Below are 12,827 nucleotides of genomic sequence, written 5' to 3' on the forward strand. Positions count from 1 at the left end.
CTACATCACCCCCATCAGGTAGACGACTGTGAAGAGGAAGATCCACACAACGTCCAGGAAGTGCCAGTACAAGCTCAGGTTGGTCACTTTGCGGCGAGTTACTGGTGTGATGCCACGGCGTTTCAATTGAATCATCAATGCCACCATCCAGAACAAACCGACCGAAACGTGAAGTCCGTGCGTACCGACAAGTGTAAAGAACGCGGACCAGAAAGCACTTGTTGCCATCGTTGCACCTTCATGAACCAGGTGCGTAAACTCATTGATTTCCAGTACCACGAAGGCGAGACCCAGAACAGCGGTGACTGCCAGCCAAGAAATCATTTCTTTTACTTTTCCTTTGTTCATAGCAAGGACTGCCAAACCGCTCGTAAAGCTACTGGTCAAAAGGATAAAGGTCGAAGCGATGATCCCTGGAAGTTCAAACAATTCTTTTCCTGTCGGCCCTCCTGCGTAGCTGTTCATCAACACCGCATAAGTGGCAAACAACGAACCGAATAAGATACAGTCAGTCACAACGAAGATCCAGAATCCTAGCACTTTTAATTGTTCATGCTCTTCATGTCCATGTTCATGATCATGCGCGCCATGAGCGTGGTCGTGATGATTCGTCATTAGTAAACCCTCCCCAGTGAAGCCTCCGTGCTTCGCACTTCCTCCACTGGTACGTAATAATCCGTATCATATTGGAAGGAACGTGCCCACATGCACAGTGCTACGCCGATAAATCCAATTACGGCGATCCATACCCAGCCGAACGTAAAACCAAATCCGACCAAGAACCAGAAGATGGACATAATAAACGGGATACCGGAGTTTTTCGGCATATGGATCGGTTCCAATTGCGCCGGCTCTTCTTTATACGTACCATTTGCTTTTGCTTCTTTTGTCAGCCACCAGTCATCGGCACCTTTCACCGTTGGAACGACAGCAAAGTTGTAAAACGGTGCTGGAGAAGGAATCGACCATTCCAGCGTACGCGCATTCCACGGGTCACCCGTTGTGTCGCGCTCACCGTGTTTGATGCTGTAAGCGATCTGCCATACTTGGAAGATGAAACCGATCCCCATCAGGAATGCCCCAACAGTCGAGATCAGGTTGAGATCTGCCCAACCGCGGTCCCAGCCGTATGTGTAGTAACGGCGAGTCATACCCATGAAGCCAAGTGCGTATTGCGGCATAAAGCATACATAGAAACCGATATTCCAGAACCAGAAGCCCCATTTTCCGAGCTTCTCATCTAGCTTGAAGCCGAACAATTTTGGCCACCAGTAGTAGATCCCTGCCAGGTAACCAAACACTACCCCACCGATCAAGACCTGATGGAAGTGGGCAATCAGGAAGTAACTGTTATGGTATTGATAGTCAGCAGGAGCAACAGCCAGCATGACACCGGTCGCACCACCTACGACAAAACAAGGAATAAAGGCGATGGTCCACAGCATTGGCTGTTTAAAGGATATCCGACCTCGGAACATTGTAAACAGCCAGTTGAATATCTTCACCCCGGTCGGGATCGCAATGACCATCGTCGATATCGCAAAGAAGACGATGACGCTGGCACTAGTACCCATGGTGAAGAAGTGGTGCGCCCATGTGAAGAACGATGCAACTGCAATCGACATCAAAGCCCACACCATGGATTTGTAACCAAAAATCGTTTTCTTCGAGAATGTCGCAACGACTTCTGAGAAGATACCAAACGCTGGTACAACTACGATATAAACCTCTGGGTGACCCCACATCCAGATGAGGTTGAGGTACATCATCGGGTTACCGCCGCCGCCCATTGTAAAGAAATGAGCACCTGCGAAACGGTCAAGGAACAAGAGAGCAATCGTTACAGTCAAGATCGGAAAAGCAAAGATGATCATGATGCTGCTGGACAATACAGACCAGCTAAACAATGGCATATTAGAAAGCTTCATGCCAGGAGCACGCATTTTCAGAATGGTTACGATGAAGTTAATCCCCGTAGCCAAACTACCAATCCCTGATATCTGTATCCCCCATATCCAGAAGTTCTGACCCGGACCAGGGCTGAAATCATTTTGTGACAGCGGTGGATATGACAACCAACCAGCATCCGGGGAACCCCCGATGACGAACGACAGGTTGAACAGCATCGCACCAAACATGAACAGCCAGAAGCTGACTGCGTTCAGGAACGGATAGGCAACATCTCGTGCGCCCAGTTGCAGCGGAACGACCATGTTAAACAGACCAAACATCATCGGCATCGCCATGAACAAGATCATGATCGTACCGTGTGTTGTAAAGATGGCATTGTAGTGATCCGAATGCAGGAACTCTACGTTCGGGAATGCCAATTGCAAACGCATCAGCAGGGCGTCGACCCCACCGCGGAACAGCATCAGAAGCGATGCGATCAAGTACATAATCCCGATTCGTTTATGGTCAACGGTAGTCAGCCATTCACGCCAGAGCCAACCCCATTTTTTATACTTGGTAAGGACAAAGACGATTGCGACCATAGTCAGAGCAATCGAAACGTCTGCACCGTAAATCAACGGGTCACCAGTAACAAAGAACGTGGACGCAAATTCCTTAAGGTTCTCCCACACTTGGTATTCCTCCTCCCTTTCTACTAATGATTCATTTTGGAATGATCCATTCCAGGCATCTGGCTCATATCAGAGCCTTGCTCGGTTTCTTTCGTAGTTGCTTCTTCGTCTGGGTGCATGACGTGGTGCATGTCGTGACCGTGACTATATTTCTGTACGATTTCTTCAAACAAGCCTTCTGGGAATGCAGAATACATTTTCTCCTCTTTCAGCACACCAGGCTTTTTCAACTCATCATAATCTTGCTTGGACATAGCAGGTGTTGTACCTTTCACTTGCTTTACCCATTGGTCGAATTCATTTTGCGGCTTTGCAACCACTTTGAATTGCATATGAGCAAAGCCTTCACCGGAGAAGTTCGCGCTAAATCCTGCGAATTCGCCAGGTTCATCTGCTTGCAGATACAGCTCAGTAGCCATCCCCGCCATCGCGTAGATCTGTCCGCCCAGTTCAGGCACCCAGAACGAGTTCATCGGCGCTTCAGCGGATACTTGGAAATGAATCGGTACACCCGCTGGAATTTCTAAGTAGTTAACTGTCGCGATATTTTGATCAGGGTAAGTAAACATCCATTTCCAATCCAACGCCGTAACCTGAATGGTCATCGGCTTCACTTCTTTATTCGGGTTTTCTTTCAGCGCATATGTGTCACGAAGCGTGAAATAACCCAAAACAGCAATGATGACGATCGGAATTCCCCACCAAATCACTTCAAGGGTCGTATTATGGGCCCACGTCGGTTTGTAAGGTGCCTTGTTCTCCGGTGTATCGCGATATCGATAGACGATAAAAGCGGTAAGCGCGAGAACGGGAACAATTATGATTGCGCACAAAATCACTGAGATGATAATGAGATTGTACTGCGTTTCGGCTACAGGTCCCTTCGGATTCAGGACAAGGTAATCACTTCCACATCCTGAAAGCAGGACAGTCGCTAGCGCTGCCAAGATCCAAAAATGGATTTGCCTCAGCATTTTTCCTCCACTCATTCTCCTAATCCCTCCCTCTTTCACACAACAACAGCAATGCTTAATACTCAAGTTTTTAACATAGGTGAACTTGTGTCATGACCGCAACTACATACTATCAGAGAGAAGATCGTTTTGTACTTCTTTTTTGCTTCGTTCAAGATTTCGTAGTTTTTCTGTTACAAAGTGTTCACGAACCAGTCACGAGTTGATCATAATATTGCTATGATTACCCTCTACTTCACAGAGCGAACCAAAATTGGATTCATTACCCATACACACGAAAAAGCCCGGTGCGATAGGACTTGCACCGGGCTTGATTCACTCTCAATAAAAAACCTCTCATTATATAAGCGAAAATGAGAGGTGACGTTTCCTATGGAATTGTGAACTCCTTTTCTGTGAAAAACGTCTCGACGTTTTTCATAAACGTGGATGTGACCGCTTGCGGTCAAACAAAACGGTCATGACCGTTTTGTCACACTTCTTGTTTGCGAATATTCATCAGACGGAAGACGGTGCTCAGGAGGAAAATGTTCATACCCGCGATCAGAAAACCGATCGACACCATTAATGGGAAATTCTCAGATCTGAAATCGCTTACATTGAAAACAAACAATAAAGCTCCGATGATAGTTGCCGTCCAAGCCATCCATTTCAATGTATCTGCTGCTTTTTTATCGTTATTCATAACACAAGACCCCTGTCTTTGTAGTTTTACGATTCACTTTTATGAACACATTGTAACATAAAATTCATTTGTTGTTCATGTTTTGTTCAAATTTTTATTGAAAATTTGTCAAAAGTTTTTCTAAAAGCCTATTGGAGCTTATCTTGTTACATTTTTCCTTTGTGTCACAAATGTGAAGTAGGTGCTCTCGTATTGTTATATAATATATGAGTAGTAAACGGTTTCATACATCCTGATCTGTCATCAAAGGTGGTTTGCTGATGGTCCCTACCCGCAAAAAAGCCCGGGTCAGTCTCTTGACCCAAATGGTTCTGCTGATTTCCATCGTTGTCCTCATCAGCATGGGAATCGGAACCGCCCTGTTTTCCTTCATCTTAGATGACATTCTGGACCGCTACATCGGACAGCAAGCCATGACGGTGGCGAAGATGGCAGCTATGGATGACGACATCATTGCCGCTTTTGAGACTGATGATCCCTCCGAATTGATCCAACCTATCGCCGAAACAATCCGGATCACGACAGGAGCAAGTTATGTGGTAATCGGAAACAAGGATGGCATTCGCTATTCCCACTACGATCCCGATCAAATCGGACTCCATATGGGGACAAGCAATGATCCTGTCTTTTTAGAAAATCGCTCCGTCATTTACCGCGGCTCAGGTATTTCCGGTCCTGCTATCAAAGCAAAGACACCCATCCTCAACAAGCAGGGTGAAACCATTGGCGTCTCCTCCGTCGGCTATGTCATGAGCGATGTGGAGAAAAAGGTCTCGGAGTACAAGGAAAGAGTCGTCGCCTTATCCATGATGCTTTTGGTTATCGGAATCATTGGAGCTTTTATAATTGCCCGTCGAGTCAAGCGATTGATCTTTGGCCTGGAACCGGAGGAAATCTCGTTCTTGTTTACGGAAAAAGCAGCTATCCTCGAATCCATTCGGGACGCTACCGTAGCCGTCGATATGCAAGGGCGTGTCGTCTCCATGAATAAGAGAGCACGTGCACTGCTACAAGAGGATTTGACCGTAGGCAAACCAATTTCCAGCTCACAGATCCGAGACATCATTTTGTCCGTCAATCGAAACACACAAGAAATGAATCATAAAATCTTGCTGGGACACGAAATTTTTATTACTGATTACTCCCCTATTTTGAATAACAATGAAGTCCGAGGTGTCGTCTTCACCTTCCGACCCGAGTCTGAAATCGAACAGCTCACAGAGGAAATCACGAAGATCAGCTCCTTCTCCGACAATATGCGGGCCCAAAACCATGAGTATTTGAACCGCTTAAATACCATTTACGGGTTGCTCAAGCTAAAAGAGTACGACAAAGCCTTAGAAATGATCACCGACGAGGTAAAAGAGAGACAGGATATTCTCGCCTTTATCATGAGCTCGGTAAAGGAACCGTTCATCGCCGCTTGTTTGCTCGGTAAAATCAACCGCTCCAAAGAGCTGAAGGTGGCAATGGAAATCGATCATGACAGCCATCTAGGAAGCGTCCCTGAGGATATGAATACAAAAGTGCTCGTCACCATTCTCGGCAATCTGATCGACAACTCCATGGAAGCCGCTCTCGAGCACAAAAGCTCAGAAGCCATGGTCCACATCTCCTTCACCGACTTGGGCGGAGACATCATTTTTGACATCGAAGATAATGGACGAGGTGTTCCCCAGGAGATGCAGACTCGAATCTTTGAAAGCGGTGTCACAACAAAGCCGGGCGAAAATCGCGGACTCGGCCTAGCCATCGTCAAGAACTCCATGGAGCTTTTAGATGGCCATATCACGATTGGTACGAGCAATCTCGGCGGAGCACGCTTCACCGTTGTTGTTCCCAAGCATAAGGGCATATAAATAGAGAGGGGGCAATCCACTATGACTGAAAAACCTATTACCGTCATGATCGTAGAAGATGACGAAGTTGCTGCCAAAATCTATGAACAATTCACACTCAAATTAGAAGGATTCCAGATCATTGCCACTGCCACAACAGGTAAACAGGCATTGGACATGCTGCACGTCTTTACACCTGATGTTCTGCTTCTGGACATTTTTTTGCCGGATATGAACGGGATTGATCTGTTGCGGGAAGTACGGAAGCATTATCGTGGCATCGACGCTGTCATGATCACAGCTGCGAACGATGTGGAAACGGTGCGAGAGGCGATACGAGGTGGGGCGTACAGCTACATCATCAAGCCGATTATGATCGATAAATTCATGTCTACCTTGGAGCAATATGCGAACACCAGGCGCCAGCTGCAACAGCATACCACCATGGATCAAACAGCCGTAGATAAGCTGTTTACCAAAACGGTGCATGCTCCATTTCCCAAAACCGGCGAGACTGTCACCATGCTCCCGAAAGGAATCGACAAGCTGACGCTGAAGCTCATCCGAGATAAAATGCAGGTGATTACACAGAGCGTGAATGCGGACGATCTCGCAGCACTGGCTGGCATGAGCCATTCTACCGTTCGCAGATATCTCGAATTCCTCGTCTCCATAAATGAAGTCACTGTCGAGACGTTCTACGGAACAGTCGGACGTCCAGAACGTAAATATCGCTGGGCTGAGCAAGACGGCAAGATGATGCGGGATGCGTAGAAACGCATTGTGATGGGATGTACGGGCAGGTTTTTCTTGGTACCTGCCCGTACATCCCTTTCTTCATTCACTTGCTTGAAGCTTGCCTTCCTCTTTGCGTGCGACCGGTTGCGCTTGGCTGGCGCTCTGCCCTCGAAAAATCGTGATGATGGCGACGGCTGCGATAATCATGCCGGCTGCGACCCATGACTGAGTAGTCAGCTGTTCCTCTGCGAGCAACCAGCCTAAAAATACCGCAACGATCGGGTTTACAAAAGCGTAAGTGGACACAAGTGAAGGTTCTGCATTTTTCAAAAGCCAAATATATGCGGTATAAGCAATAATAGAGCCAAATACGATTAAATACCCGAGGGCAATCCAGGAACGAAGGGATATCGCCGTCAGATGCAGCTTCGTCCAGTCATCAAGAAAGATCGACGCGATGCCGAGCAGAACTCCCCCTACAATCATTTGCAGGGCGGTTGACATTAAAGGAGACGCGGGGAGCTTGGCGGTACGGGAATATAAAGAACCAAACGCCCAGCTCATCGAGGCGAACAAAAGCGCGAGGATTCCGATGGTATCGATGCCTTTATTGTCAGCTCCGCCTGGATGGACGACCAACACAGCTACGCCCGCCAGACCAAACAGAATACCGGCCATCACGCCGACCGTCGGCTTTTGCCGGCTCCCACCACCCCAGTTGAACACGAGGATCCACAGTGGTACGGTCGCGACCAGCAAGGATGCTATGGCAGAGGGCAGTCTCAGCTCCGCCCAAGCTACGACCCCATTTCCTCCGAGAAGCAATAAAGCCCCAACAATACCGGCCACTTTCCACTCAGCTGCTCTGGGCATTTCCGCCCCCTTCCAGCGCCCAATCAGGAACAGGACCGCACCGGCCAGAAAGAACCTCACCCCTGCCATGATAAAGGGAGGCATAGACTCAATGGCTACCTTCATTCCGAGATAAGTTCCTCCCCAGAAAAGGTACACGGTTAGCAAAGCGAGAGTAACGGCAAAAAGTTTCGAATCTTTTTTCACTGTCATCGCCTGTTTCCACCCTTGTTTTATATTTCCTTCCACCCGTCCTCGTAGATCGTAGACAAGATGAATGTCGTAGAGGTTTCCAAAATCTCTTCATGCTTTACCATTTCATCGATCAGATTGGTGAGATCCTCCGGTGCAGTCACGCGCACTTTTAGCATCATACACCACTCTCCTGCGAGTCGCTGGCATTCGATGATCTTCACATTTGGTACCTGCAACTCCACGATCTTTGCAGCGATTTCCTTGAAGTTATGGCATCTCGCTTTGACAAAGATCAAGACCTTGATTTTCTGCTCTAATTTTCTCCAATCGACGATGCCGCGATATCCTTTGATCACCCCATTCCTTTCTAGCTTTACCACCCGCTGGTGAACAGCAGGGCGCGAGATGTGCAAGAGCTTGCTGATTTCTTCGTGTGACAGCCTTCCGTTTTCTTCGAGTAATTCCAGGATTCTCAGATCTACATCGTCCATCGTCATACCTCCTGTGGAAATAGTAGCATAATCTTTCCAGAAATAAACCATTCGTAATCACAGGTCGTCAAATTCAAACGAATCGTAATATACGAGCAAGATTTCAAATAAAACTGTCAAAAAGCCATTCAGAAATCGACTGAATCATTACGGTTCGTTACATCGTCAACCGTACAGCAAAAAGCCCCCACTAAAACCTCCAGTGGGGACTCTGTGCACTCATAGTACGAGCTATTTTTCTAATTTTTGCTTTACAAAAAGAGCCATCCATTCATCTATCTGAATGGAAGTGACTTGCTCGCCTTCCTTTTCTACTGCAAAGTAAGCGTGGATTTCCTCATCAGCACCCGTGATATGCGCCGTCACCTGTTCGACCTGCTCCTCGGACTCAGCCGTGCGTCTCACCCAAGTCGCATACGGGAAGGTTTTTTTACGGATACGTGACTGACTCTCGACCAGACCTGCCTGCTCCACCCACTCCAACCATTCGGAACGGGAATAGCTACGCACATGACTGGTATCACGAAGCTTCTCCAACGTATTCACAAAGCGATCCAGCTTTTCATCCTCCGGCGCAATGTTGTCGATCAGAATGAACTTCCCGCCTGGCTTCAGCACACGTGCTACTTCTCGTACAAACGCCTGTGGATTCGGGAAGTGATGTGCGGCGATTCGGCATCCCACAGCATCAAAGGACTCGCCGAGAAACGGCAGTGCCTCCGCATCCGCGACTACATAAGAGACATTTCTGCAGTGAGACGTCAGATGGTTCCGGGCTGCCGCAAGCATAGGCTGTGTCAAATCGGTCGCAAAGACTTGTCCTACATGGGGGGCAATCTTCTTGGTGAGGTGCCCACCGCCGGTCGCAACATCGAGAAATACCCAATCAGCCGACGGATTCAGCCAAGGTGCCAGCAAAGAGAGATCGTCTCCTGTAGCGTGCGTCTGACTGGTCACATACTTTTCGGCATTGGCCCCGAACTGCTGTTTGACTTCCTCTTTGATTTGTTTGTCATCGCGCATCAGCTTCACCCTCCTCTATCCTTCTACGTTCACGACTACTTTTTTCCCTCTCATTTTCATGATCAATGGAACTGTGATCCAGAGAACCGCAATGATCAGGAACACCAGTGATACTGGCTTTTCAATAAAGACGGAGAAATCGCCATTGGACGTCGTCAACGCGCGTCGTAGGTTGTTTTCGATCATTGGACCCAAGACCAGGCCCAGAACGAGTGGAGCCATCGGGAAATCGTTTTTCGCCAAGAAGTATCCTACGACACCACAAATGAGCAGCAGCACCAGATCAAATACCGAGACGCGTACCGCGTATACACCAAAAATAGAAATGGCTACGATCATCGGAATCAAGTACTTTGGCGGCGTCTCAATTAGTTTGGCAAACACCTTTACAAGCGGCATGTTGAGAATCAGGAGCATCAGGTTTCCGATGAACATGCTGGCGATCAAGCCCCAAGCGATTGTTGGATGCTCGTCAAACAGCAAAGGACCTGGCTGCACGTTGTACATAATCAGGGCGCCCATCAATACAGCGGTCGTCCCTGTCCCTGGAATCCCCAAGGTCAAAAGTGGAATCATTGCGCCACCCGAAGCAGCGTTGTTTGCCGACTCAGGAGCGGCTACACCAGCAATGGCCCCTTTCCCGAATTTCTCAGGGTTTTTGCTGATTTTCTTTTCCAACAAGTAAGCCAGAAAGGATGCCAGTGTTGCACCCGAACCCGGTACGATCCCTTTGAAGAATCCGACCAACGAACCGCGGATGATCGGCCCTGCACTCTCTTTCAGGTCTTGCTTGGTAGGTAGAATACGAGAGATTTTCGCGATCTCCCCCTCATTGGAATCGCGCTCCAGGATTGTTTTGAAGACTTCACCAAGAGCGAATACCCCTACAGCAATCGTCAAAAATTCCAAACCAGAATAGAGCTCCGGCATTTCAAAAGTAAAGCGCGACACACCAGACACGTTGTCGATCCCGATCGTCGCGAGTAACAACCCGAACACCGTCATAATCAGTGCCTTGGTGACTGATTTTCCTGCCAGGCCGCTCAATGCGCACAGGCCCAGGATCATCAAGGAAAACTCATCGGCAGGACTGAGCTTGAGTGCCACATCGGAGAGTGGCTCTGCTAAAAATACCAGACCGACAAGCGAGACAATCCCTGCAACAAACGAACCAATCGCAGCGATCGCCAGGGCGACTCCCGCCCGTCCCTGCTTGGCCATCGGGTATCCGTCCAGTACTGTGACGACGGAGGATGACTCACCAGGTGTGTTCAACAGGATAGAAGTCGTGGAGCCTCCATACATTGCCCCGTAGTAAACACCTGCCAGCAAAATAATCGCGCTGGTCGCCGCCTCCTCGGGAGGTAGTCCTCCTGTCAGTGAAGCTGTTACCGGAATCAACAGCGCTACGCCGCTGATAGGCCCAATCCCCGGCAATACACCGACTACTGTCCCGATCAGTACGCCGACAAACGCAAAGATGATATTTTGCCATTGCAGGGCAGTAGCAAATCCGTTTAGTAAATAGTGAAACGCATCCATGTCATCCACCTCCTACAAGCCTAACCATGTTGGTAAACCGGGCAAAGTACCATCGAGAACATTCACGTACAAAAAGTAGATACCGAAGGAAAAAGCGCCGGAAATGAGCAATGTGTTGAGCCATTTCCCTTTTTGCATCGTTTGGAAGCCAACCAAGAGGAAGAGGAAGGTGCTCACTACGTAGCCGATTTCCTCTAAAAGCAGCACGTAGAGTAAAGCTGCTGCCAGTATGATGAGGAACCGCTTGTAATCGAGAGCTGGCCCCTCTTTTTTCTCCCCTTGCTTGTATGTGAACGTCTCGTAAAACAGTCGCAGGCTCAGTAGAACCAAGAGAGAGCCCAGTCCCAGCGGAAAGATATTTGGTCCGACATTGCTGCCGTACGCACTCGCAGAAATGTTTTGGCTGCCAATCACAAACGCTACTCCCAAAACGAGAAACAGCAAGCTGGCGTAACGGTCAAATGTTTTGCTCACGTATGCTCCTCCTTTTCGTACAAGGCTTCAGGAATGGAGGAGGAGAAGAATCGCTTCTTCTCCATCCCCTACCAACCTTTTTTTAACGTATAAGAATTCATAATCGCTAGCGCTAATGAATTCTGGAGCGCATAACGAAGTGCCTCAGCGTATGCTTCTGGCATTACTTCGGTAAAACTTTCCGCTTAAACGCGGTCGCTCCTCCATGAACATGCCTCGGTAGAGGTTTTTTTACTTCGCCATATTGAGCAGGCCCAGGATTTCCTTGAACATTTTTTCTTGCTCGCCCAGGTAGGTCTTGAAGTCAGCTCCGTTTTTGTAGCCGTCATCCCAACCGTTTGTTTCCAGCTCTGCTTTCCATTCTGGAGTTTGGGTCATGGCTTTGAGTTTTTCTTCCCAGTAAGCCACCGCTTCAGGAGACATTTCTTTTGGTCCAAACACACCGCGCCAGTTGATCAGCTCTGTATCATATCCGGACTCTTTGTAGGTCGGAATGTCTTTGAACAAGCCTTTCAGACGCTCAGGAGAGGACACACCCAGGATTTTCACTTTTCCAGACTTCATGTACTCGCCGGCGCCCGATACGTCTGTTGCCAGTACGTCTGCATTTCCTCCCAAGAGAGAGGCGATCGCTTCGCCGCCACCGTCGTAGGAGATGTATTTCACTGTCTTCGGATCGATGCCCGCTTTTACTGCTGGCATCAGGAACGTCAAGTGATCCAGTGAACCAGGAGCAGAGCCGCCAGCCACGGTGACCTTCGTTGGATCTGCTTTGATTGCGTCCATCAGTGATTTCAGATCTTGGTATGGAGAATCCGCTTTCACTACGATGGCTCCGTAGTCTTTCGTCAGCTGCGCCAGCGGAGTCATATCATTGTAGGAATGTGGGCTGTTTCCTTCTTTTTTCAAATTGTTGATGATGATCGGCGTCGAAGGAAGCAAAAGCTTGTAGTTGTTTTTCTTGTCCTGCGTCACGAAGTCAGCCAATCCTACTGCCTGACCGCCGCCTGGTTTGTTTTCGACCGTGATCGTCTTTTCTACCAGCTTGCTAGCTGACATCACCTTGGCTAGAGATCTCGCGGTTTTATCCAATCCGCCACCTGCACCGGAGGGAGCGTTTATGACGATTGGTTTTTCCGGATAGGTCGAAGCTGCTTTCTCACCACCTGCAGCTGTCTGCCCTCCGCCGCCACCACAGGCTGCCAGGCTCAGTGCCATCGCTGTGGTAAGAAGTACTCCGCTCCACTTCGTCCATTTCTTTGTTTGTTTCATCTGTAAAGCCCCCTTTTGTTGATAGCGTTTTCAACTACAGCGATCATAGCATCCCATGAAAACGCTTCCTAGTTTGTTCAGATTTTTTGGATAAACGTTATTTTTATGATTGTTTTCATATTTTTCACGCCAAATAGACCTGTCGTCCCTTCGGCAGG

Annotated in this window: 12 protein-coding genes; 2 read left to right on the forward strand and 10 right to left on the reverse strand. The window is 48.4% G+C overall.

Annotation, left to right across the window (positions count from 1 at the left end):
* From cyoC to AN963_RS25225, 4 genes are all read right to left on the reverse strand, one after another.
* Entirely contained in the window at nt 1–615 is a 615-nt protein-coding gene (gene cyoC / locus AN963_RS25210; protein WP_055747269.1) for a cytochrome o ubiquinol oxidase subunit III, read from the reverse strand.
* On the reverse strand, nt 615–2,585 hold the full coding sequence (locus AN963_RS25215; RefSeq protein ID WP_055747270.1) for a cbb3-type cytochrome c oxidase subunit I: 1,971 nt from the start codon (nt 2,583–2,585) through the stop codon (nt 615–617). The genes cyoC and AN963_RS25215 overlap by 1 nt, the downstream gene beginning before the upstream one ends.
* Before the next feature lie 23 nt (nt 2,586–2,608).
* On the reverse strand, nt 2,609–3,574 hold the full coding sequence (gene cyoA, locus AN963_RS25220; RefSeq protein ID WP_055747271.1) for a ubiquinol oxidase subunit II: 966 nt from the start codon (nt 3,572–3,574) through the stop codon (nt 2,609–2,611).
* A 457-nt stretch (nt 3,575–4,031) separates the two neighbouring features.
* Nucleotides 4,032–4,244: a hypothetical protein gene (locus AN963_RS25225; RefSeq protein WP_055747272.1), complete on the reverse strand. Its 213-nt coding sequence runs from the start codon at nt 4,242–4,244 to the stop codon at nt 4,032–4,034.
* A gap of 260 nt (nt 4,245–4,504) precedes the next feature.
* On the opposite strand from AN963_RS25225, the gene AN963_RS25230 reads away from it, so the two are divergent.
* Nucleotides 4,505–6,103, forward strand: coding sequence for an ATP-binding protein (locus AN963_RS25230; protein WP_055747273.1), 1,599 nt, complete (start codon nt 4,505–4,507; stop codon nt 6,101–6,103).
* A 21-nt stretch (nt 6,104–6,124) separates the two neighbouring features.
* Nucleotides 6,125–6,856, forward strand: a complete 732-nt coding sequence (locus AN963_RS25235; protein ID WP_055747274.1) for a response regulator — start codon at nt 6,125–6,127, stop codon at nt 6,854–6,856.
* A 63-nt stretch (nt 6,857–6,919) separates the two neighbouring features.
* Here the strand turns inward: AN963_RS25235 and yedA are convergent, their stop codons facing one another.
* The 6 genes from yedA to AN963_RS25265 all read right to left on the reverse strand — a co-directional run bounded on the left by yedA (nt 6,920) and on the right by AN963_RS25265 (nt 12,669).
* Nucleotides 6,920–7,885, reverse strand: a complete 966-nt coding sequence (gene yedA, locus AN963_RS25240) for a drug/metabolite exporter YedA (RefSeq protein ID WP_055747275.1) — start codon at nt 7,883–7,885, stop codon at nt 6,920–6,922.
* 20 nt (nt 7,886–7,905) lie between these two features.
* Nucleotides 7,906–8,358: an Lrp/AsnC family transcriptional regulator gene (locus AN963_RS25245; RefSeq protein WP_055747276.1), complete on the reverse strand. Its 453-nt coding sequence runs from the start codon at nt 8,356–8,358 to the stop codon at nt 7,906–7,908.
* Between the two features lie 231 nt (nt 8,359–8,589).
* The gene (locus tag AN963_RS25250) at nt 8,590–9,381 is read right to left on the reverse strand and encodes a class I SAM-dependent methyltransferase (RefSeq protein WP_055747277.1); all 792 of its coding nucleotides are present in this window, start codon (nt 9,379–9,381) and stop codon (nt 8,590–8,592) included.
* Nucleotides 9,382–9,396: 15 nt separating this feature from the next.
* Nucleotides 9,397–10,923 carry a tripartite tricarboxylate transporter permease gene (locus tag AN963_RS25255; protein ID WP_055747278.1) on the reverse strand — a complete coding sequence of 509 codons (1,527 nt, stop codon included), beginning with the start codon at nt 10,921–10,923 and terminating at the stop codon, nt 9,397–9,399.
* 12 nt (nt 10,924–10,935) lie between these two features.
* Complete coding sequence (locus AN963_RS25260; protein ID WP_055747279.1) at nt 10,936–11,397, reverse strand: tripartite tricarboxylate transporter TctB family protein; 462 nt, start codon at nt 11,395–11,397, stop codon at nt 10,936–10,938.
* A 231-nt stretch (nt 11,398–11,628) separates the two neighbouring features.
* Nucleotides 11,629–12,669, reverse strand: a complete 1,041-nt coding sequence (locus tag AN963_RS25265; protein ID WP_055747280.1) for a tripartite tricarboxylate transporter substrate binding protein — start codon at nt 12,667–12,669, stop codon at nt 11,629–11,631.
* Nucleotides 12,670–12,827 lie beyond the last annotated feature (158 nt).

It is taken from the genome of Brevibacillus choshinensis, assembly GCF_001420695.1.
GTDB lineage: Bacteria > Bacillota > Bacilli > Brevibacillales > Brevibacillaceae > Brevibacillus > Brevibacillus choshinensis.